Below are 20,951 nucleotides of genomic sequence, written 5' to 3' on the forward strand. Positions count from 1 at the left end.
CCCGACGGGCGATGCCGTAGGCTCGGATGCCGTTATGCTGCAACTGCTCACAACGGTCTAATGAATAGTTTTTGGCGGTTTGATTGACTGGATCGATCAAACGGCGCATGCCTTCCCCATGCTCACCCTCCCCAGCCCCCAGCAGCTGCGCTACCTGCTGGCGCTCGCCGACCATGGCCATTTCGGCCGGGCAGCCACCTCCTGCGCCGTCACCCAGTCCACCCTCTCCGCCGGGATCATCGCCCTCGAGCGCCAGCTTGACGCCCATCTGCTGGAGCGCGGCTCGGCCAAGCGCCCGGTCTTCACGCCCCTCGGGCTCGAGGTGGTGGGCCGGGCCCGCACCGCCCTGTCGGCATTGGAGGCGGTGGCCGAGACGGTGGCTGCGGCGCGGGACCCGCTTTCCGGCCCGCTCCGCTTCGGCGTCATCCCGACCATCGGGCCCTTCCTGCTGCCGCGGCTGATGCCGGCACTGCGTGAGGCCTTCCCCCGCCTCCGCCTCTGGTTGCGGGAGGATCAGACGGACCGGTTGGTAGGTCAGCTCGAGGCCGGGCGACTCGACCTGCTGCTGCTGGCGCTGCCCTGCGCCTGCGGCGAGGTGGAGACGCTGCCGATCGCGGCCGACCCCTTCCTCGCCGCCCTTCCGGCCGATCACCGGCTGGCGTCGCGGGAGAGGGTGCCGGTCGCAGCCCTCGGCGCCGAGCGGCTGCTGCTGCTGGAGGATGGACATTGCCTGCGCGACCATGCGCTCGATGTCTGTGGCCTGGCCCGCGGGGCGATGCCGGCGGAGGATGGCATCGCCGCCACCTCGCTGCATACGCTGGTGCAGATGGTAGCCGGTGGCCTCGGTGTCACGTTGCTGCCGCAGCTGGCCCTGGAGGGCGGGGTACTTGCGGGCGCGCAGGTCGAGATCCGGCCGCTGGAGTCCGAGGGCGGCTCGCCACCGAGCCGCAGCCTGGCCCTTGCCTGGCGCGCCCGCAGCCCGCGCGCGGCGGAATTCCGCGGCCTCGCCCCCGCCATTGCGGCGGCGCTGCAGCCGGCTTAACCCTGGGGCAAAGTCCAGGGGAGAGAGCGGATGCATGGGCTGACCGAGGATCAGGCGCGGCTGCTGGGCCGCGCGCGCGAGGTCGCGCAGGAGGCCGCCGCGCAGGCCGCCACGACCGACCGCACGGAGCAGTATCCCTGGCCCATGGTGCGCCGCATGCAGGAGGCCGGGTTGATGGGCCTGACCATCCCGCGCGACCAGGGCGGGCCGGGCCTCTCCTATTTCGATGCGGTGCTGGTGATCGAGGAACTCTCGGCCGCCTGCTCCGTCTGCGGGCGGATCGCGGTCGAGAGCAACATGGGCGCGCTTGGCGCCGTCATGGCCTATGGCACGCCGGAGCAGCGGCGGATCGCGGCCGGGCTGGTGCTGGCGGGCGACAAGCCCGCCATCTGCATCACCGAGCCCGAGGCCGGCTCCGCCGCGACGGAAATGACCACCCGCGCGGTGCGCCGCGGCGACGAATGGGTGGTCGACGGCGTCAAGCACTGGATCACCGGCGGCGGCGTCTCCCGCCTGCACCTCATCTTCGCCCGCGCCTTCGAGGATGGGCGGGATCTTGGCATCGGCGGCTTCCTCGTGGTGCGCGAGGGCGAGCGGGATCCGCCGGGCCTCGTCATCCATCGCCGCATCCCCTCCATGGGGTTGAAGGGCATGCCGGAGGCGGAGATCCGTTTCGAGGGGCTGGTAGTGCCGGATGCCATGGTGCTGCGTCCGCCCGGTGGCTTCGCCCGCGGCTTCGGCCGGTTGATGGATGCCTATAACGGCCAGCGCGTCGGCGCCGCGACGGTCGCCCTCGGCATCGCCGCCGGCGCCTATGGGCATGCGCTGGACTATGCCCAGCGGCGGCGGCAATTCGGCCGGCCGATCGCCGAGTTCCAGGGCCTCGGCTGGATGTTGGCGGATATGTCGATCAAGCTGGAGGCGGCGCGCGCCCTCGTCTGGCGCGCGGCCCGCAGCGCCGGGCCGGCGGGCTTCCCCGACCGGTTGGCCGCCGCCCAGGCCAAGGTGCTGGCCGCCGATACCGCCATCGAGGTCACCAATGCCGCGTTGCAGATCTGGGGCGCGGCCGGATACAGCCGGGAGAACCCGCTGGAGCGCATGGTGCGTGATGCGCGGATGTTCGCCATCGCCGGCGGCACCGCCCAGGTGCTGCGGACCCAAGTGGCGGAGCAGATCCTCGGCCGCAAGCTGCCGCAGACGCGCGACGGCTTCCTGCGGCTGGAAGCGGCACGGCTGGCGGCCGATTAGTCTCGGCGATTGACTCGGCCGGGTGCTTCGCCTATCCCCCGCGCTCCCCGGCGGTGGCGCGAGCTGCCGCCGCAACCCTTTACGCCTAACCGGTGAGTCCCGCGTCATGAAGATCCGCAACAGCCTGAAGACCGCCAAGACGCGCGACAAGAACTGCGTGGTCGTCCGCCGCCGTGGCCGGCTCTACGTCCTGAACAAGAAGAACCCCCGGCTGAAGGCCCGCCAGGGCTGATCGGCCGCCCGCGGGGCCAGGTTCCGGTCCGGCGGTGAGGTTAACTGCCAGAGATTGCTGGAACCCGCCGCTGGCCCTGCCGCGGCGGGTTTTCGCGTCTGCGGCGCCTATTGCGGCTTGAGGATCTCGGTGCCGAGGCCACCGCCCGTGGTCCAGGTGCCGCGCAGGCTGCCATCCGGCTCCACCCCGTAGATCGCCACGCCCGGTCGGCCATCCACGACGAAGGAGATGGCCAGCATCCCGCTCTGGATCAGGCCGAGGCCGATGATCTGGGCATTGCCGACCAGCCAGCGGGCAAGCCAGGCGCCGTTCGGCCCCTCCCGCAGCTCGAACCCGCCCTCATAGGGGGAGCCATCGGGATTCTGCCCGTCGATCGCGTAGCGGCCTTCGCGGAGCTGGGCGAAGGCGGCGGCGGGGGCAAGGGCCAGCAGGCTGAAGGCCAGCAACAGGATACGTCGGAAGGACAAAGGGGGCTCCGGGGCGAAAGGCGGCGGAGAGTGGCGCCACGGCTCGACCGGGGCAAGCCTGACGCTTGCCGGATGCCCAGCCGCCGCCCATTTTCACGCCATGGAGGACCGCGCGCCGTGATCGACCTGCCCGCCCCGAAGCCTGATGTCCTGGCCCGCCGTGGCGAGATTCTCGCCGGGCTGCACGCCCTGGTCCCAGGGGACGGCGTGATCGGCGAGCCGGCCCGCCTCCGCCCCTACGAGACGGATGGCCTCTCCGCCTATCGCCAGCCGCCGCTCGCGGTGGTGTTGCCGCGCACGACGGAGCAGGTGGCCGCGGTGCTCGCCTTCTGTCACCGCAACGGCGTTCGTGTGGTACCGCGCGGGGCGGGCACCAGCCTCTCCGGCGGGGCGCTGCCGCTCGAGGACTCGGTCGTGCTCGGGCTGATGCGGATGAACCGGATCCTCGAGGTCGACTACGCCAACCGCCTGGCGGTGGTGGAAGCCGGCGTCACCAATCTCGGCATCACCAACCACGTGGCGGCCGATGGCTTCTTCTACGCGCCCGACCCGTCCTCGCAGCTCGCCTGCATGATCGGCGGCAACGTCAACATGAACTCGGGCGGGGCGCATTGCCTCAAATACGGCGTCACCGCCAACAACCTGCTCGGCCTCAAGGCCGTCACCATCGAGGGCGAGATCATCGAGATCGGCGGCCGGCACCTCGATGCCGCCGGCTATGACTGGCTCGGCCTGCTGACCGGCTCCGAGGGCCAGCTCGTCGTGGTGACGGAGGTGACGGTGCGCATCCTGCACAGCCCGGAAGGGCAGCGGGCCATGCTGGCCGCCTTCCGCTCGAACGAGGTCGCCGGCGAGGCGGTGGATGCGATCATCGCCTCCGGCATCATCCCCGTCGCGCTCGAATTCATGGACCGGCCGGCGATCCATGCCTGCGAGGCCTTCGCCCATGCCGGCTACCCGCTCGATGCCGAGGCCATGCTCATCATCGAGGTCGAGGGCAGCACGGAGGAGCAGGACATGCTGCTCGGCCGGCTGAAGGCGATCTGCGAGCGGTTCGACCCGATCAGCCTGAAGGTGGCCGAGACGGCGGAGCAGTCGCTGGCCATCTGGAAGGGGCGGAAAGGGGCCTTTGGCGCCGTCGGCCGAATCTCGCCCGATTACCTCTGCATGGACGGCACCATCCCGACCGGCCAGCTGCCCTTCGTCCTCCGGCGCATCGGCGAGATGTCAGCGAGCTACGGGCTGCAGGTGGCCAATATCTTCCATGCCGGCGACGGCAATCTCCACCCGCTCATCATGTTCGACGCCAATGATTCCAAGAGCTTCCACGATGCCGAGCAATTCGGTGCCGACATCCTGACCCTCTGCGTCGAGGTCGGCGGCTGCCTGACCGGCGAGCATGGCGTCGGCGTCGAGAAGCGGGACCTGATGCCGGTGCAGTTCACCCCCTTCGAGCTCGACCAGATGCGGGCGCTGAAGGCGGCCTTCGATCCGGGCTGGCTGCTCAACCCCGCCAAGGTCTTTCCGCTCGAGGGCAACCCGGCGCTGCGGCCGGCGGCATGACGCAGGTCATCGCACCGGCCGATGAGGCCGGGGTTGCGGCCGCCGTTGCCGCGGCCGCCGCCGCCGGCGAGCCGCTGGCAATCGAGGGCCGCGGTACCAAGCGCGCCCTGCTGCGCCCGGTGCAGGCAGCGCGAACGCTCTCGCTCCGCAACCTCTCCGGCATCACCCTCTACCGGCCGCAGGAGCTGATCCTCTCCGCCTGGGCCGGCACGCCCCTGCCGGAGATCGAGGCGGCGCTGGCGGAGCGTGGCCAGCAGGTCGTCGCCGAGCCGCCCGATCTCTCCGCCATGTTCGGCGCCAGCGAGGCGGCGACGCTCGGCGGGCTGGTCGCCACCAATCTCTCGGGCCCGCGGCGCATCAGCGCCGGCGCCATGCGTGACCATGTCATGGGCATCCGCGCCGTGAACGGCATGGGGGACGTCTTCCGCAGCGGCGGGCGGGTGCTGAAGAACGTCACCGGCCTCGATCTCTGCAAGCTGCTGACGGGGGCCCACGGCACGCTCGGCGTCATCACCGAGGTGACGCTGAAGGTCCTGCCGGCGACGGAGGCCTGCGGCACGGTCATGGTGACGGTGCCCGACCTGGCGACGGGGGTGCGGGTGCTCTCGGCCGGGCTCGGCAGCCCCTATGGCGTCAGTGGCGCCGCCCTGCTGCCCGGCCCCGCGCCACGGGCGCTGCTGCGGATCGAGGAATTCGCCGAGTCCGTCCATTACCGCTGTGGGCGGCTGCGGGAAGCCCTGGCCCGCTACGGCGAGGTCAGGCAGGTCGAGGGTGAGGAAAGCCGTAGCCTCTGGCGCGCGGTGCGGGATGCCGAGCCGCTCGCCGCCGCGCCGGACGAGGCGGTCTGGCGCGTCTCCGTCCAGCCAACCGCAGGGCCGGGCATCGTCGTGGCGGCCGGGTTGCCAAAATTCCTGCTCGACTGGGGTGGCGGGCTGGTCTGGTTGGCCGGGCCAGCGACCGAGGACGCGCATGAGCGGGTGATGCAGGTGGCCCGTGCCGCTGGCGGCAGCTTCACCCTCTTCCGCGCACCGGAGCCGCTGCGCGCCGCCGTGGCGGTCATGCCGGAGGAGCCGCAGGCGCTCGCCGCCATCGGGGCTCGTGTCCGGCAGGTGATGGACCCGCGTGGAATTCTCAACCCCGGGCGGATACGCGCGGGGTAGGGGACTGCCTTGCAGGTTCTTGACCGCGCAGGGCTTTCCCCACCAGTGGGCGACGCTTACCGCCGCGCCGCCGGGCCAGCCGGTCAGCGCCCGGCCAGCCGCCGCGGCCCGGCCGCATCCAGCATGGCATGGGTCAGCGCCTGGGCGAGGCAGGCATAGCCATGGTCATTGTGGTGCAGCCCATCCGGCCCGATCATCTCGGCCGCCGGCGTCCCGGCCGCCGCCCAGGCCTCCATCAAGGCCGCGCGGGAGAAGAGCGGCACATGCAGATGGGCGGACAGGTCGCGCAGGGCGGCGTCGAAGCGCTCGAAGCGCGGCGCGCTGAGGATTCGTGGCGCCCGCTGGCTGTCCATCAGCACGACATCGATCCCCCGTGCCTGCAGCCGCTCGATGCCATCCTCCATCGCGGCGGAGAAGGCTTCGGGTGACATCCCGCGCAGCACCGCATTGGCACCGGCCTGCCAGATGACGAGGGTGGGGCGAAGGGTGATCACATCCGCCTCCAGCCGCGCCATCATCTCATCGACATCCTCGCCGCCGCGGCCGCGGTTCAGCACCATCAGCCGCGCCTCGGGCAGGGCGGCGCGCAGCCCTGCCTCCAGCATGGCCGGATAGGTGCGGTCCTGGCCGCTGGCGCCCGCCCCCTCGGTGGAGGAGGAGCCGAAGGCGATCACCTTCACCTTCCGCCCCTGGGCGAGGGCGGCGCGGGTAGCAGGCATGGCGAGGTGCTGGGTTGGGGAGGGCGGACAGGGCTCCGCTGCCCGGACCGGCGCCAGGCCGGAGACGAGCAGGCCCAGACCGAGCAGGAGGGTAGCGAGGGGGGCACGCATACTCCCAGGCTGCCGCAAGCGCCGGCGGCGCGCCAGCCCCGAAAAGCTCCCGCTTGCGCACCGGCTGCGGCCCGTCCACATCTCCGCCCGGAGGTGGCGATGCGGCAGCTGATCCGGGGCATGCAGCCGGGGGCGGGCAAGATGGCCCGGGACCTCCGTGCCGATGCCTTCCGTGGCATCGCCCTCTGGTTCATCCTGATCGACCATATCCCGGGCAACCGGCTGGGCGGGCTGACCCTCAGGAATGTCGCGCTCTCGGACGCGACCGAGGCCTTCGTGTTGCTGGCCGGCTATGCGGCGGGCCTCGCCTATGGCGCGACGCTCGACCGGCATGGCTGGGCCTTCGCCGCGGCGGCGCTGCTGCGTCGCCTCGGCACCCTCTATGTGGCGCATATCTTTCTCTTCGTCGTCTTCACCGCCCAGGTCGGGTATTCCGCCGCGGCGCTGGAAAGCTCGGCCTATCTGGACGAGATGCATCTCGATGTGTTCGGGGAACAACCCTATCTCGCATTGCTTCAGGCTTTGTTACTCCGCTTCCAGCCGGCCTTCCTCGACATCCTGCCGCTCTACATCGTGCTGATGCTCATGCTGGTGCCGGCCCTGCCGCTGTTGCGGTGGCCCTGGCTGCTGATGGGGCTCTCGGTCGCCGGCTATGTCGTGGTCCGGCTGTTCGGCCTCAACCTGCCGAACTGGGTGGATGGCGGCTGGTTCTTCAACCCGCTCGCCTGGCAGGTGCTGTTCTTCACGGGCTGCCTGCTCGGCTACACGCCCTGGCGGGAAGGCCGGCGCGGCCCGGCGCCGGCGGTGCCCTTCCATCCGGCGCTGATCGGGGCAGCGATACTGGCGCTGCTGCTTGGCCTCGTCATCGTGCTGATCGGCGATTACGGCGAGCAGTGGCTGGCGGAGCTGCCCCAGCCGCTGGCCGAACTGCTGACCACCATCGACAAGACCGGGCTGCATCCATTCCGCCTCATCTCGGTCCTCGCCCTGGCCTATCTGGTCGGCCATGCGGTGCCGCGCGACGCCAACTGGCTGCGCAGCCGGCTGGCGGCGCCCTTCGTGCTGATGGGCCAGCATGGGCTGCCGGTCTTCTGCGTCGGCATCTTCCTCGCCTTCCTCGGCCGGCTGGCGCTGGAGATGGATGACCGCTGGCCCATGCAGGTCGCGGTCAACCTGGCCGGGCTGGCGGCTCTGATTTCGATCGGGATCATCGGTGCCTGGTACCGTCTGCGTGAGCGGGGAGAATCTGCACATTCGGCAACGAATCCCGCAGCTGTCGGCTTGCGGGCGCCGGCTGCCTCTTCTACGACAGCGAGATGACCCTCGGCGCCGGCCGCGTCCTGCTGCTGCTCGGCCTGCTGCTGGCCCCGCCTGCGGCGACGGCTGGCGGCATGGCCTGCGACGCGCCGCCGGAACTGCTCGCCGCCAATGCGGCCCTGCCGGCCACCGCCCGTGCGGCCAGCACCGGCAGCCTCCGCATCCTGATCGTCGGCAGTGCCTCGGTCCTCGGGCCTGGCACCAGCGGCCCCTCCGCCGCCTGGCCGGTCCGGCTCGAGGCGCTGATCCGTGCCCGCGCGCCCCATCTGAAGCTCGACATGGTGACCCGGGGCGCGCGTGGCCTCACCACCGCCGAGACCGGGGCGATCATCGCCGCGGAATTGGCCCGCTCGCCCTTCAACCTGGTGCTCTGGCAGGCCGGCACGGCCGAAGCGGTGCGCGGCCTCGACCTCGACGAGATGGTGGAGGAACTCCATGCCGGCCTCGCCAAGGTGGTCGCCGCCGGGGCGGATGCGGTGCTGATGGACCACCAGTTCTCTCGTTTCATCCGGGCCAATGCCAATGTCGATGCCTATCGGGATGCGCTGCGGCTGACGGCTGCGGCGCATGGCGTCCCGGTGCTCCGCCGCTGGGACCTGATGCAGGCCTGGGCGGAGGACGACATCGTCGATGTCGAGCGGGCCAGCCGGCAGGAGCGGGTGGCGGCCACGGACAAGCTGAATGACTGCCTGGCCCAGGCCATGCAGGCCCTCATCCGCGACGGTGTGGCCGAGGCGCGTGGCCGGCCGGGCCAGCGTTAGGTTCCGCCCTATTCGGCCACCCGCCCGGCGGCCTATATCTAGGCCATGCAAACCCATTTCTCGCCGGAGCAGTTGCGGGACCCGGATACGCGGGAGAGCAACGGTATCCTCCGCACCTGCGTCCATTGCGGCTTCTGCACCGCCACCTGCCCAACCTTCGTGTTGCTGGGCGACGAGCTGGATAGCCCGCGCGGCCGCATCTACCTCATCAAGGACATGCTGGAGGGTGGCAAGCCGGCGACGGAGGAGGTGGTGCGCCATGTCGACCGCTGCCTCTCCTGCCTGTCCTGCATGACGACCTGCCCCTCGGGCGTGAACTACATGCACCTTGTCGACCATGCCCGGCGCTATATCGAGGAAACTTACGACCGGCCCTGGCATGAACGGGCGCTGCGCCGCGTGCTGGGTTCGGTGCTGCCCTATCCCGCGCGTTTCCGCGCGGCGCTGGCGGGCGCCCGGCTCGGCCGGCCCCTGGCCGGGCTGGTTCCGGGCCGGCATGTGCTGGCCCAGCGGCTGCGGGCCATGCTGCGCCTCGCCCCCGACGCCCTGCCGCCGCCAAGCCCGATGCAGGCACCGCAGGTACATCGGGCAGAAGGCGAACGCCGTGGCCGGGTGGCGCTGCTCACCGGCTGCGCCCAGCAGGTGCTGGCGCCCTCGATCAACGAGGCAACGATCCGCCTGCTGACCCGCATGGGAATCGAGGTGGTCATCACCCGCGAGCAGGGCTGCTGCGGCGCGCTCGACCACCACATGGGCCATCACGACCCGGCCATGCGGCTGGCCCGGGCCAATATCGCAGCCTGGCGCCGGGAGATCGCGGGCGAGGGGCTCGACGGCATCGTCATCAACACATCGGGCTGCGGCACGACGGTGAAGGATTACGGCTTCATGTTCCGCGAGGAGCCGGAGGCGGAGCAGGCGGCGGAGATCGCCGGCCTCGCCATGGATGTCTCCGAGGCGCTGGTGAAGTTCGACTACCAGCCGAGCCGGGAACCGCCAGGCCTGACCGTCGCCTACCATGCCGCCTGCTCGCTACAGCATGGCCAGCGGGTGACGGCGGCGCCGAAGCAATTGCTCGCCAAGGCCGGCTTCCTGGTGCGGGAGCCGGCGGAGCCGCATCTCTGCTGCGGCAGCGCGGGCACCTACAACCTGCTGCAACCCGAGATCGCGGCGCAGCTGCGGGATCGGAAGCTCGGCAATCTCGACCGCACCGGGGCCGACCTGATCGCCGCCGGTAATATCGGCTGCCTGACCCAGCTCGCCGGGGACCGCATGCCGGTCGTGCATACCGTCGAGTTGCTGGACTGGATGGCTGGCGGCCCCGCGCCGGCGGCGGTGGCGCAGCGCGCGGCGTGATTCCGTCGCGCTACGGCCCGGTGCTGTTCCCGCTGGTCATGACCTTCTTCATGGCCGGCGCCGTCTCGCTGCTGCTGACCGTCGTCAACCTGGGCCTGCCGCCCGATTTCCTGCTGCGTTGGCTGGCGAACTGGGCACTGGCCTGGATCTTCGCCTTTCCATCCGCCCTGCTGGCGATTCCCATGGCACGGCGGATCGTCGGCTGGCTGACGGCGGTGCGGGGCTAGGCTCCGCGCCGCCATCCGCCTCAGGCCACGGTGTCGGCCATCTGCGCCCCGCGATCACCCATCGGGCGCTCCGGGCCGGTGGTGGTATCGCGCGCGGTCTGGTGCTCCATCTCCGCATCCAACTCGGCGCCGACCAGCACCACCGTCGCCGAAAGCCAGGTCCAGGTCATGAAGCCGACCACGGCGCCGAGCGAGCCGTAGGTCTCGTTGTAGTTGCCGAAATTCGAGACGTAGTAGGAGAAGCCGACGGAGAAGGCGACGAAGCCGAACGCCGCCACCGCACTGCCCCAGCTCACCCAGCGCCACTTCGCCCGGTCCCGGCTCGGGCCATAGCGGTACAGGAAGGCGAGGAATACGCCGATCGCGCCCAGCAGTACCGGCCAGCGGCCGAGGCCGACCAGCGTGCCGACCGGCCCGCCAATGCCCAGGAACTGCAGTGCCAGCGGCAGGACCACCACGCCGGTCATGGCAAGCAGGATGAAGAGGATGCCGCCGAGGGTGAAGGCGAGCGTCACTGCCGTCCGTACCAGGAAGCCGCGCCGTTCATGCTCGTCATAGACAACGTTCAGCGCATCGACGAGCGCCTTCATGGCCTGGTTGGCTGACCAGAGCGAGGTGGCAAGGCCGATCAGCGCACCGATGCCAAGGCTCGTATCGCCCTTGGAGACGATGCGCCTCACCTGCTCGTCGATGATCTGCATCCCGCCCTGGGGGACGATGATCGAGACGGCCTCCAGATGCTGCGAGATCGTCGCCGGCTCGGCGAAGAAGCCGTAGATTGCGATCATCGCACCGATCGCCGGGAAGAGCGCCAGCAGGGTGTAGAAGGTGATGCCGGCTGCCTCGGTCAGTACCCGGTCCTCCGAAACCTGGGTGGCGGTGCGCTTGAGGATGTCCCACCAGCCGCGGGCGGGGATCTGGCCCGGATGCTCGGCATGGCGCCCGCGGTCGTCGGCGGCCGGGCCGGGCTGCTCCTGGCTACGTTGTCCCTGGCTGCGCTGCGCCTGGCCGGACCGGGCCTGGCCGGACCGGGGCACGGGCTGTGGCTTGCCAGGCCGTCCGCCGGCGAACAGCAGCGCGGCGCCGGCTGCGAGAGCAACCGCCGTGGTGAGGAAGGGACTGGGCTGGGAGTCGGACCGCATGTTCGGCTCTCCGGAACGGGATATCCAAGCGCCAACGCACCGATGCCGTTCGGGTGCCCGTTGGATCGCGAATTGCGTGCGCAGCGAATCCGGGGCCTCCTGACGGCAAAGCAGAACCGGAGGAACCTCCCCATGCGCCTGCGACGCCGCTCGCTGCTCGGCGCCCCCGCCTTGGCCGCACTGCTCCCGGCTCGCCAGGCCCAGGCCCAGGGCCAGGGCAGCTTCCCGGAGCGGCCCATCAGCCTCGTCGTACCCTTCCTCGCCGGTGGCTCGACCGATATCGCCGCGCGGATCATGGCCGAGCAGATGGCCCCGCGTCTCGGCCCCGCTGCCCGGATCGTGGTGGAGAACCGTGCCGGGGCAGGCGGCTCGGTGGGCAGCGAATGGGTCCGGCACCGGCCGGCCGATGGCTATACCCTGCTGCTGGCCAGCGCCTCGGCCCTCGGCACCAACCCGGCGGCGCTGCCGGAGCAGACGCCCTACGATCCGGTGGAGGATTTCACCCCGATCGCCATCATCGGCGGTGGCCCGATGGTGCTGGTGGTGCCGGCGCAATCGCCCCACCGCGGCGTGCAGTCCCTGCTGGATGCTGTGCGGGCCAGGCCGGGGCAGATGAGCTGGGCGACCTCGGGGGCCGGCGGCATCGGCCATCTCACCGGGGAGTATCTCAAGCTTCGCGCCGGCGGCCTGCGGGCGGAGCATGTGCCCTATCGTGGCGGCTCGGCGGTGATGGAGGCGCTGGCGAAGAGCGAGGTGGATTACTCGCTGGAGGTGCTGGCCTCGGTCGCGGCGCATCTGCGCGACGGGCTCTCCCGCGGCCTGGCGGTGAGCTCGCTCCGCCGCCATCCGCTCTTCCCCGACATCCCGACCCTCGACGAGAGCGGCCTGCCGGGCTTCGAGATGACGACCTGGAATGTGCTGGTTGCTCCGCGCGGCCTGCCGGCGGCGCTCACCGGGCGGCTGGCGGCGGCGGCGGGGGCCGTGCTGGCCGACCCGGCGGTGGCGCAGCGGCTGGCGACGGCCGGCGTCGACCCGGCGGCGCCGAACACGCCGGCCTCGACCCGTGCCTTCCTGGTGGCGGAGCGCGAGAAGTTCGGTGGCATCGTCGAGCGCGCTGGGCTTCGCCTCGGGCGCTGACGCCCTGCAACGGATGGCATCCAGCCCGGACGCAATCCGCCGCAGCCTGCCGGTTGTGGCGCGGCCTCAGGCGGCGCGGCGGGTCAGCAGCCGCGTGGTGGCGACCGGGTTCAGCCGGTAGCCGCCGCTCTCGGTGACGAGGATGCGGTTGTCGGCATTCGCCATCTCCATCTTCTGCCGCAGGCGGTAGATATGAGTCTCAAGCGTATGGGTGGTCACGGCGGCGTTGTAGCCCCAGACCTCGCTCAGCAGGATCTGCCGCGACACCGGCTTGCCGCCGGCACGGTAGAGGAATTTGAGGATCGCGGTCTCCTTGTCGGTCAGCCGCACCTTGCGATTGCGCTTCGGCTCGACCAGCAGCCGGGCGCTCGGGCGGAAGATGTAGGAGCCGATGGGGAAGACGGCGTCGTCCGAATTGTCGAAGACGCGCAGCTGGGCGCGCATCCGCGCCAGCAGCTCGGACAGGCGGAAGGGCTTGCCGATATAGTCGTTGGCACCCGCATCGAGGCCGCGGATCACATCCGCCTCGGCATCCGCCCCCGTCAGCATGATGATCGGCATCCGCCGCCCGTCGAGCCGGAGCGAGGTGCAGAAATCCCGGCCGTCGCCATCGGGCAGGCCGACATCAAGGAGGATCAGGTCATAATGCATGTCGGTGGCGAGGCGGCATTCGGCCTCGGCGATGCATTCGGCCTGATCGACGATGAACTCGCAGCCGAAGCCGATCTGCTCGGCCAGGGTGGCACGCAGCATCGCATCGTCTTCGACGATCAGCACCCGGCGGAAGGCCGACATGGGACATCTCCGTATTGGCGCAGCCGGCGATGTGCCAACCGCTTGTTCCGATGAACGGAGATTAGGCGGGCGTCATCTCGGGCTGATGCGTTCGCTGTCGCAAAAACCGCAAGTTTTGTCGCAAATGTCCCGCAGCCGGACCAAGATCACCCACCTGGCCGGCGGGGGCGCGCCTGGATCTGCGCCAGCGTCACCGGCCGGAAGTCCCAGGCATCGACCCCGACATCCACCTGCCGCGGCAGGGGCTTCAGCCGGCCATGGCTGTGGCCATGCAGGTTCAGCCAGCCCCGATGCATGTTGCGCCAGCTGCGGAAGGCATAGTGGCAGAGCACGAGGCCGGTGCCCTCCAGCATGATCTCCGCATAGGGCTGCACACTCGCCCAGCCGGCGAGCCCAAGGGTCGCCGGCCCGTCATTGTTGCCGGTGACGAGGTGCTTCCGGCCCCGCAGCCGCTCCAGCAGGGCGGCCATGGCATCGGCGCCGTAGCCGATGGCGACGTCGCCAAGATGCCAGACCTCATCCGCCGGGCCGACTACGGCATTCCACCGCTCCTCCATCGCCGCATCCATGGTGGCGATCGAGTCGAAGGGGCGGCGATAGAGCGCGCGGGCGCCGGCATGGCCGAAATGCGTGTCGCTGGTGAAGAAGACGGCCATCGCGCCCCGGTCAGGACGAGCGCCGGCGGAGGTCCGGGCTCCGGGCCGGTGCGGCGGGGCGGCCGGTCGGCGGGCGCCACTCCCGCCGCTGCCGCGCCGCCCAGCCGAAGCGGTGATCGCCCTCCAGCAGCTGCAGGTGGTCGCGCAGCCGGTTGCGGCCAAGCCAGGCCATCGCCGCCTCCAGCTCCGCCACCGACATCTCGCTCCGGCTCTTGCCGCCGAGCACGCGCTTCAGCACGGCGTTGTAGGCGTGATAGAGGCCGGCGCCGCGCGGGATGGCACCGCCCACCCCCTCGGCCGCATCCTCCACAGCTTGGCCAGCGACCAGGTCGCCGAGCTGGTGGCGGAGCTGGCGCTCGGCGCGGGATGGGGTGAGGAGATCGCCCTGCTCCTCCGGCTCCCGCGCGGCGGCAAGGCCGGCGGCGAGGTCCGGGCCTGGCTGCAGCGTGCTGAGGCGCAGGGTCAGCGCATTGCTCTCGAGCGGGATGATGCCCTGGCGCTCCCGCGCCTCGGCCAGTTCCTCCTCGAGCCAGTCGGGCAGGCCAAGGCTCGGCTGGCGAGGCGGGCGGCGGTCGGGCTTGGCGCGGGTGCCCTGCTCGCGCTCCATCCGCCAGCGGAAACGGGCAAAGAGCGGGTCGTCCGGGTGGAAGACCAGAGCGCGTTGCGCGTCATAGGGGCCGGCATTCGGGTCCACCCGCGTGGCGCGCGCCACCATCTGCTCCAGCCAGGGGCGGGAGCGGATATGGGTCAGCGCCGCGACCACGGCGACCTCCGGTGCATCCAGCCCCTCATAGGCCATGGCGACGGTGACGAGGATCGAGGGTTCGGTGGTGAGGCGGAAGGCGGCCAGCGTCTCCTGCGCGCCCGGCTCGTCGGAGACGGCGAGCGCCGCGCTGCTGGCCTGGCCGGGCGGCACCCAGCCGCGCAGCAACTCCAGATACCGTCGCGCCTGGGTCTGGTCGGGCGCCACCACCAGCAGCTTGCCAAGGCCGCGCGGCACCTCGCCTGGCCCGGCGCCCAATGCGCGGCGGCGCTCGGCGCGCAGGCTGCGCGTGGCGAGGAAGGCGCGGCGTAGCAGGGCTTCGGCAAAGCCGGTGCGGAGCGCGGTGAAGAGGGCCGGACGCGTCGCCTCGTGCGGGGCGGGGGCGCGGAGGCGATGCGGGCCCAATCGCGGGCGTTCGCCGCCGCCCTCCGGCTCCGGCCCCAGCCAGGCGGCCTCGCCATCCAGCGCGCCGAAGGAGACGGGCAGCACGGCCCGCTCGGCCAGCGCCCGGGCGCGGCTGTAGCCGACCACCGCCCAGCCCGGCGCCGCGAGGTCGACCTCCTGCCGCCCGCCGGCGCTGCGCCGGTAGGGCAGCCAGAGGATGCGACGCCCATCCGCCCGCTCCAGCGTGCCCGAGAGCAGCAGCCGCACGCCGGCGAGCGACAGCAACGGCTCGATCGGCGCCGACCAGGCGGCGGCGACATCGGCGGCATGGTCCCGCCCGCCCGCGGCATCGGCCTCGTTCAGGGCCGGAAGGTGATGCACCTCATCCACTACCAGCAGGTAGCGGTGACGGCGGAAGGCGGCGAGGTGAAGATCGGGCGCCGCGGCGATACCCTGATAGGTGGTGACGTAGCCCTCGAGGCCACGGCACGGGTCACCCGGGCTGTTGTCGGCGGCACGGACCGAGAGCGCATGGCCGAGCGCAGTGCGCCAGGCCGGGTCGACAAAGGCCTCCTCGGCCTGGAGACGAAGGCTGTCGCGCGGCACCACCCAGCAGACCCGCTCGCAGAGCCCCGCCTCGATGAGCGTCTTGGCGGCGAGGACCGGCAGCAGGGACTTGCCGCCGCCCGGCGTGACGGCGGCCAGGATGTCGCGCAGCTCCCCCGCCTCGCCGGCGGCGATGGCGCGGACGACGGCGAGCAGCTCGCTCTGGTGGCTGCGCAGGGACCTCATGGGCGACCGGGCGAATCGGGCACCGTAGAATCCTGAAACTCCATGGAATCCACGTCCAGCGCTTTCACGCCGCGCGGTCCCGGCCCTAAGCTCGGGCATGGTCTCCGCAGCCGATCCCACCCTCGCCGAGGGCTTCGACCTCTCCCGCCTCGATGCAGGCTTCTACGCCGATCCTTTCCCGGTCTATCGCGCACTGCGCGAGCATCAGCCGGTGAAGCGCATGGCGGATGGCTCGCTCTTCCTCACGCGCTGGGCCGACCTCGACCGGATCTACCGGGACACCAGGACCTTCTCCTCCGACAAGCATGAGGAGTTCCGGCCGAAATACGGTGCGACGCCGCTCTACGAGCACCATACGACCAGCCTCGTCTTCAACGACCCGCCGCTGCACACCCGCGTGCGGCGGCTGATCGCCAGCGCGCTGATGCCACGGGCCATCGCCGCCATGGAGCCCGGCCTGCAGGCCCTGGTCGGGCGGCTGCTGGATGCGGTCGAGGCCCGTGGCGAGGCCGATCTGATCGAGGATTTCGCCGCCGCCATCCCGATCGAGGTGATCGGCAACCTGCTCGGCGTGCCGGTGGAGGAGCGGGGGCCGCTGCGCGGCTGGTCGCTCGCCATCCTCGGCGCGCTGGAGCCGGTGGTGATGCCGGAGGCGGCGGCGCGGGGCAATGCCGCCGTCAGCGAATTCCTCGACTACCTCCGTGGCCTGGTCGCGCGGCGGCGGGCGCAGCCGGGCGATGCTGCGACCGATGTGCTGACGCGCCTGATCCAGGGCGAGGCGGATGGCGAGCGGCTGACCGAGACGGAGCTGCTGCACAACTGCATCTTCCTGCTCAATGCCGGGCATGAGACGACGACCAACCTGATCGGCAACGGGCTGGAGCTGCTGCTGCGCTTCCCCGATCAGCGGGCCCGGCTGCTGGCGCAGCCGGAGCTGATCGGGACGGCCATCGAGGAATTCCTGCGCTACGAAAGCTCGAACCAACTCGGCAACCGGAGGGCGGCCGCGGCGACCGAGATCGGCGGCGTCGCGGTGCCGGAGGGGACGCTACTCACCCTCTGCATCGGCGCCGCCAACCGCGATCCGGCGCGCTTCGAGGATCCGGAGCGGCTGGATATCGCCCGCCAGCCGAACCGGCACCTGGCCTTCGCCGGCGGGCCGCATATCTGCGCCGGGATGACCCTGGCGCGGCTCGAGGGGCGGATCGCCATCACGGGCTTCCTGCGCCGGTTCCCGGATTATGCCCCCGCCGGAGAGCCGGTGCGGGGCGGGCGGGCGCGGTTCCGCGGCTTCCTCTCCCTGCCCATCCGCATTGCTTGATGGATGGGCGGCCGGTCACGGTTGCATGGAAGCCGCCGGCACGGTCCGATACGGATATGACAGGGCGGGTGAAACGCCCGGACTGCAGGAATGGGGAAGTCCAGACCATGACCAGCATCACGCGACGCGCCGCGCTCGCCGCCGGCCTCGCCACGCTCGCCGACCCGGCCCTTGCTGCCTTCCCGGACCGGCCCGTCCGCTGGCTGGTCGGCTATCCGCCGGGGGGCGGGACCGATGTGCTGGCGCGGCTGGTCGGGCAGAGCATGGGCGCGCGGCTCGGCGTGCCCGTTGTCATCGAGAACCGGCCGGGGGCGGCGACCAACATCGCCGCCGAGGCGGCGGCCAACGCGGCGCCGGATGGCACCACCGTCTTCACCGCCGGCAACGAGACGCTGGTCTTCAACCCGGCGCTCTACAAGCGCCTGCCTTTCGATGCCGAGACCGGACTGCGTCCGCTCGGGCTGATGGCACGCTTCCACCTCGTGCTCTGCACCAAGCCGGTGGGCGGGGCGGCGACGCCGGCCGAGTTCCTCGAGGCGGCCAGGGCGCGGCCGATGGATTATGCCTCGCCCGGCATCGGCTCGCCGCACCACCTGGCGATGGAGCGGCTGGCGCGCGACCTCGGGATCCGGCTGAACCATGTGCCCTATCGCGGGCTCGCCCCGGCGATGACGGATCTGGTGAACGGCACGGTGGAGGCGGCGGTGCTCGACATGGCGGCGGGGGCGGAGCTGATCCGCAACAACCGGGTGCGGCCGCTGGCGGTGCTCTCCGCCGCCCGGCTGGACGGGTTGCCCAACCTGCCGACGGCACGCGAGGCCTATGGGCTGCAGGGCTTCGAGGCCTATGCCTGGCAGGGGCTGACGGCGCCGGGACGGACGCCCGACGACATCGCCGCCCGCCTCTCCGCCGACCTCGCCGCCAGCATCGCCGAGCCGGCGGTGCAGGCGCGGATGCGGGAGATCGGGCTCGACCCGCTCTCGGGTGGGCCGGAGCAGCATCGGGCGATGATCACGGCGGAACGGGCGCTCTATTGGCCGCTGATCAAGGGGCTCGGGCTCAGCCTGGATTAGGCTTCCATCCGCCTCAGGTCGCTCGAGATGATGCCTGCCAAACCTTCGAGACAGGCTCCCGGACTTAGGCGCTTGAGGCAAGGGAAGGCGATGAGCCGGACACGGGAATGATTTGGGCCAACAATCCTAATCAACCGCTGGTGTGACCATTGCGGGCAATATGCGACGTCACCCGCCTCCCGCGCAGCCCCGCGCCATCGTCGCGCATGTCATAGCCCTTGTCGGTGCGGAGCGTGATCCGGCCCCGCACGCCCAGCCCCAGCCGGGCATAGGCCAGCCGCGCCAAGCCCGAGCGGTTCCCCATCAGTGCATGTCTAGCATGGGCGAGGATCGAGGACCGCCCATCGGCCTTGCAGGCTAGCCGCGCATGGCGTTGCGTTAGCCGGAGGTCGGCTCGGCGCAGAGCATGCTGACCCGGACCGCCAAAATCCTCGGCCCCTGACCCGAGCGCCGGGTGCAGATTGCTCATGACGCCAGGGTGCGGTGCAACCGGCAAGCGGTCAGCAGCTCCCATCCCCGTCATGGGCTTTGCAGCAGGGCGCTGCCTCGCTACTGCTGGGGGTGGCCTCCCCATTGTCGGCGAGAAAGGCCACGAAGGGTGGAAGCGTCGTGTCCGCATTCCTGCGTTTGAGCGCCTTGCCCACAGGCACCACCAGCGGCGTCGCCATGATGCTGCTGGGCGTGCTGCTCTTCGCCGTGAACGACACGCTTGGCAAATGGCTGGTGGGCACCTACGCAGTCGGGCAGTTGCTGCTGGTGCGCAGCATCGCCGGACTCTGCGCCATGATGCCCTTCATCCGCAAGGTCGGCCCCTACGCCTTCCTCCAGGCGCCACGCCCGGGATTGCAGCTGCTGCGCGTGGCCTTCGCTACGCTGGAGGGATCGCTTTTCTTCTGGGCGCTCACCGAGCTGCCGCTGGCTGAGGTCATGACCTATTACATGGCAGCCCCGATCTACGTAACTGCCTTCTCCCCCTTTCTGCTGGGTGAGCGGGTGGGCTGGCGTCGCTGGACGGCCGTGGCGGTAGGCTTCATTGGCGTGGTGCTGGCGCTGCATCCGACGCCCGGATCAATTTCTGTCGGCGCGGTCTGCGCTCTGGTGGGCAGCCTCAGCTATGCCCTTTTCCTGGTTGCCACCCGCAAGCTGGCAGGTACGCCGGGGACGGTACTGGTAACGGCACAGCTCCTGGCTGCCCTCCTCTTCGGCGGCGCGCTGGTATTGGCCCAAGGCTGGACGCACCCTGGGATCTTGGATCTCGTGCTGATGCTCTTCCTCGGCATCGGCTCCCTGTGCGGCAATCTCTGCGTGAACCAGTCGTTGCGGATGGCGCCGGCCTCCGCGGTCGTGCCTTACCAGTACACGCTGATCCTCTGGGGCATGCTTTTCGGTTATCTCTTCTTCGACGAGGTGATCGGGCCGCTGACATTGGCCGGGGCCATCATCATCATCGGCGCTGGCCTTTTCATCTTCCTGCGCGAGCAACACCTGAGCAGCCAGGCAGGTTGATCGGCCCTGGGCCAAGAGCTTGGGTCCTGTTGGCGCCTGAGCCAGTCAGCGGTGGTGGCGAGGCGGAGGACGGCGAGGAAGGATGATACGGTCTTCTCGGGGTGGGTAGCGACGGCTCGCTACCCCGTAAGCCTGGCCAGAGCCGCTCGACACGATTTCGGTTGTTGTAGACCGGCTTTGGGCAGGCGACCGGAGTATCGTCGTGGCGGGTTGGAATGGCGGGCTCTGCACCGCGGTATCAGGCGTGCGGACGGGACTGCGCCATGGCCAGCAGGTGCTCCCATACGCCGAAGCGCCCACCGAGTTTGACATATTGCGTCAGACGGTGTGGGCGGTCATCCACCACGCCCCAAACTCCCCGGGCAGGGTGCGCCAATTCGCCCTGTAGGACCACTTGTTCGTAGCCCCGTGATCCGGATCCTGACCGTGGCGGACAGCACCATGCCAAAGGGGGCCTCGAACTATCCAGAAGCCAATTTCCGGGCAGCCCGGGTTGGCGCAGTGCCGGACCGGCTCGTGCAGCCCAAGGTCAAGCCGAGGAACCTGAGGGTGGACAATAGGCCCGAGTTTGCCGCGCGGCTGCCTAACCACTCGGCCTACCTGATAGGGCTGGCCAAGACGGATCGTCGCCCTGGCATTTACCTCAAGCCGAAGAAGGACAGGACTGCGACGACGACGACTACCAGGCCAACGATGTAGATGATGTTGTTCATGCTCGCGCTCCGCTCAATTCCGCTGGCACCTGTCGTGCCGGTCGTACCGCATTGAACGCCTCAATCTGGCTCGGTTCCATTCCAAACACCGAAACAACGTGGCTGCCGTTCCATCAACCGTAAGCTCGGCTTTGGCCATTCAGGCTGCGTGGCAAAGGGCATAGGCGATGCTCTCGCGGAGGGCTGGCGAGAGTTTCGCAGCGTCGGCCGACTGCCGGGACACGGCGAAACCCTGCTCGCTCCAGACTGCCCGCCGTACTGCGGCAAGGCTGTCGGCGAAGGTCGGCCGCTGTTTGTGGTACCAGGCGCTGGTCGAGATCCGGACCCGGGCACGGCAATCGAGGCGCGAGGCCAACAGGGTGACGATCGAGAACAGCCCGAGCAGGCAGGGCGTGGTGCGGGCGATCGCCTTGTCCGACCACTGACGTTGGGTCTCGACGCCGAGGTGGTCGCGCACCTCGCGGAA

Annotated in this window: 22 protein-coding genes and 1 pseudogene; 14 read left to right on the forward strand and 9 right to left on the reverse strand. The window is 70.5% G+C overall.

What is annotated here, in order from left to right; genetic code table 11:
• Window positions 1–118 precede the first annotated feature (118 nt).
• From BLR02_RS08740 to ykgO, 3 genes are all read left to right on the forward strand, one after another.
• Window positions 119–1,042 carry a hydrogen peroxide-inducible genes activator gene (locus BLR02_RS08740; RefSeq protein WP_090563673.1) on the forward strand — a complete coding sequence of 308 codons (924 nt, stop codon included), beginning with the start codon at window positions 119–121 and terminating at the stop codon, window positions 1,040–1,042.
• 30 nt (window positions 1,043–1,072) lie between these two features.
• Complete coding sequence (acdA, locus tag BLR02_RS08745) at window positions 1,073–2,290, forward strand: 3-sulfinopropanoyl-CoA desulfinase (protein ID WP_090563560.1); 1,218 nt, start codon at window positions 1,073–1,075, stop codon at window positions 2,288–2,290.
• A gap of 106 nt (window positions 2,291–2,396) precedes the next feature.
• Window positions 2,397–2,522 carry a type B 50S ribosomal protein L36 gene (ykgO, locus tag BLR02_RS08750; protein ID WP_043337704.1) on the forward strand — a complete coding sequence of 42 codons (126 nt, stop codon included), beginning with the start codon at window positions 2,397–2,399 and terminating at the stop codon, window positions 2,520–2,522.
• A gap of 107 nt (window positions 2,523–2,629) precedes the next feature.
• On the opposite strand, the gene BLR02_RS08755 is transcribed toward ykgO, so the two are convergent.
• Window positions 2,630–2,989 (reverse strand): hypothetical protein, encoded by a 360-nt coding sequence (locus tag BLR02_RS08755; RefSeq protein WP_090563562.1) that lies wholly within the window; start codon window positions 2,987–2,989, stop codon window positions 2,630–2,632.
• Window positions 2,990–3,106: 117 nt separating this feature from the next.
• Here BLR02_RS08755 and BLR02_RS08760 point away from each other — a divergent pair, with 117 nt between their 5' ends.
• Window positions 3,107–4,552 carry an FAD-linked oxidase C-terminal domain-containing protein gene (locus tag BLR02_RS08760; RefSeq protein WP_090662383.1) on the forward strand — a complete coding sequence of 482 codons (1,446 nt, stop codon included), beginning with the start codon at window positions 3,107–3,109 and terminating at the stop codon, window positions 4,550–4,552.
• Window positions 4,549–5,712: an FAD-binding protein gene (locus BLR02_RS08765; protein ID WP_090662385.1), complete on the forward strand. Its 1,164-nt coding sequence runs from the start codon at window positions 4,549–4,551 to the stop codon at window positions 5,710–5,712. Before BLR02_RS08760 ends, BLR02_RS08765 begins: the two co-directional genes overlap by 4 nt.
• A gap of 83 nt (window positions 5,713–5,795) precedes the next feature.
• On the opposite strand, the gene BLR02_RS08770 is transcribed toward BLR02_RS08765, so the two are convergent.
• Window positions 5,796–6,542 carry an SGNH/GDSL hydrolase family protein gene (locus BLR02_RS08770; RefSeq protein WP_176849447.1) on the reverse strand — a complete coding sequence of 249 codons (747 nt, stop codon included), beginning with the start codon at window positions 6,540–6,542 and terminating at the stop codon, window positions 5,796–5,798.
• A 99-nt stretch (window positions 6,543–6,641) separates the two neighbouring features.
• On the opposite strand from BLR02_RS08770, the gene BLR02_RS08775 reads away from it, so the two are divergent.
• From BLR02_RS08775 to BLR02_RS08790, 4 genes are read left to right on the forward strand one after another with little or no spacing between them, the layout of a single operon-like run.
• Window positions 6,642–7,862 carry an OpgC family protein gene (locus BLR02_RS08775; RefSeq protein ID WP_090662387.1) on the forward strand — a complete coding sequence of 407 codons (1,221 nt, stop codon included), beginning with the start codon at window positions 6,642–6,644 and terminating at the stop codon, window positions 7,860–7,862.
• On the forward strand, window positions 7,859–8,620 hold the full coding sequence (locus BLR02_RS08780; RefSeq protein WP_090563571.1) for an SGNH/GDSL hydrolase family protein: 762 nt from the start codon (window positions 7,859–7,861) through the stop codon (window positions 8,618–8,620). Before BLR02_RS08775 ends, BLR02_RS08780 begins: the two co-directional genes overlap by 4 nt.
• Before the next feature lie 45 nt (window positions 8,621–8,665).
• Window positions 8,666–9,976 (forward strand): glycolate oxidase subunit GlcF, encoded by a 1,311-nt coding sequence (gene glcF / locus BLR02_RS08785; protein WP_090662389.1) that lies wholly within the window; start codon window positions 8,666–8,668, stop codon window positions 9,974–9,976.
• A complete protein-coding gene (locus BLR02_RS08790; RefSeq protein WP_090563575.1) occupies window positions 9,973–10,203 on the forward strand; it encodes a DUF2798 domain-containing protein in 231 nt (76 codons plus the stop codon). The genes glcF and BLR02_RS08790 overlap by 4 nt, the downstream gene beginning before the upstream one ends.
• A gap of 20 nt (window positions 10,204–10,223) precedes the next feature.
• Here the strand turns inward: BLR02_RS08790 and BLR02_RS08795 are convergent, their stop codons facing one another.
• Window positions 10,224–11,345: a YihY/virulence factor BrkB family protein gene (locus BLR02_RS08795; protein WP_090563577.1), complete on the reverse strand. Its 1,122-nt coding sequence runs from the start codon at window positions 11,343–11,345 to the stop codon at window positions 10,224–10,226.
• A 132-nt stretch (window positions 11,346–11,477) separates the two neighbouring features.
• On the opposite strand from BLR02_RS08795, the gene BLR02_RS08800 reads away from it, so the two are divergent.
• Window positions 11,478–12,482, forward strand: a complete 1,005-nt coding sequence (locus BLR02_RS08800; protein ID WP_176849448.1) for a Bug family tripartite tricarboxylate transporter substrate binding protein — start codon at window positions 11,478–11,480, stop codon at window positions 12,480–12,482.
• Window positions 12,483–12,548: 66 nt separating this feature from the next.
• Here BLR02_RS08800 and BLR02_RS08805 read toward each other — a convergent pair whose 3' ends face one another.
• The 3 genes from BLR02_RS08805 to BLR02_RS08815 all read right to left on the reverse strand — a co-directional run bounded on the left by BLR02_RS08805 (window position 12,549) and on the right by BLR02_RS08815 (window position 15,872).
• Window positions 12,549–13,277: a response regulator transcription factor gene (locus tag BLR02_RS08805; protein WP_090563581.1), complete on the reverse strand. Its 729-nt coding sequence runs from the start codon at window positions 13,275–13,277 to the stop codon at window positions 12,549–12,551.
• Window positions 13,278–13,423: 146 nt separating this feature from the next.
• Window positions 13,424–13,933: a metallophosphoesterase family protein gene (locus tag BLR02_RS08810; protein WP_090563583.1), complete on the reverse strand. Its 510-nt coding sequence runs from the start codon at window positions 13,931–13,933 to the stop codon at window positions 13,424–13,426.
• A 10-nt stretch (window positions 13,934–13,943) separates the two neighbouring features.
• Entirely contained in the window at window positions 13,944–15,872 is a 1,929-nt protein-coding gene (locus tag BLR02_RS08815; protein WP_090662393.1) for a DEAD/DEAH box helicase, read from the reverse strand.
• 97 nt (window positions 15,873–15,969) lie between these two features.
• On the opposite strand from BLR02_RS08815, the gene BLR02_RS08820 reads away from it, so the two are divergent.
• Both BLR02_RS08820 and BLR02_RS08825 read left to right on the forward strand, forming a co-directional pair.
• Window positions 15,970–17,193, forward strand: coding sequence for a cytochrome P450 (locus tag BLR02_RS08820; RefSeq protein WP_090662395.1), 1,224 nt, complete (start codon window positions 15,970–15,972; stop codon window positions 17,191–17,193).
• A gap of 107 nt (window positions 17,194–17,300) precedes the next feature.
• On the forward strand, window positions 17,301–18,266 hold the full coding sequence (locus tag BLR02_RS08825; RefSeq protein ID WP_090662397.1) for a Bug family tripartite tricarboxylate transporter substrate binding protein: 966 nt from the start codon (window positions 17,301–17,303) through the stop codon (window positions 18,264–18,266).
• Between the two features lie 130 nt (window positions 18,267–18,396).
• Here BLR02_RS08825 and BLR02_RS29370 read toward each other — a convergent pair whose 3' ends face one another.
• Window positions 18,397–18,570 (reverse strand): hypothetical protein, encoded by a 174-nt coding sequence (locus BLR02_RS29370; protein ID WP_176849449.1) that lies wholly within the window; start codon window positions 18,568–18,570, stop codon window positions 18,397–18,399.
• 305 nt (window positions 18,571–18,875) lie between these two features.
• Here BLR02_RS29370 and BLR02_RS08830 point away from each other — a divergent pair, with 305 nt between their 5' ends.
• Entirely contained in the window at window positions 18,876–19,772 is an 897-nt protein-coding gene (locus tag BLR02_RS08830; RefSeq protein ID WP_245704687.1) for a DMT family transporter, read from the forward strand.
• 35 nt (window positions 19,773–19,807) lie between these two features.
• Here the strand turns inward: BLR02_RS08830 and BLR02_RS30365 are convergent.
• Window positions 19,808–20,004: pseudogene (locus tag BLR02_RS30365) on the reverse strand (IS5-like element ISMex42 family transposase); the annotation flags it as partial.
• A gap of 176 nt (window positions 20,005–20,180) precedes the next feature.
• Here BLR02_RS30365 and BLR02_RS29375 point away from each other — a divergent pair.
• A complete protein-coding gene (locus tag BLR02_RS29375) occupies window positions 20,181–20,471 on the forward strand; it encodes a hypothetical protein (protein ID WP_176849450.1) in 291 nt (96 codons plus the stop codon).
• Window positions 20,472–20,624: 153 nt separating this feature from the next.
• Here BLR02_RS29375 and BLR02_RS08835 read toward each other — a convergent pair.
• Window positions 20,625–20,951, reverse strand: a 327-nt coding sequence (locus BLR02_RS08835) for a hypothetical protein (protein WP_456303794.1), incomplete at its 5' end; no start/stop codon positions are given.

The sequence above is a fragment of the Belnapia rosea genome, from assembly GCF_900101615.1.
Lineage (GTDB): Bacteria > Pseudomonadota > Alphaproteobacteria > Acetobacterales > Acetobacteraceae > Belnapia > Belnapia rosea.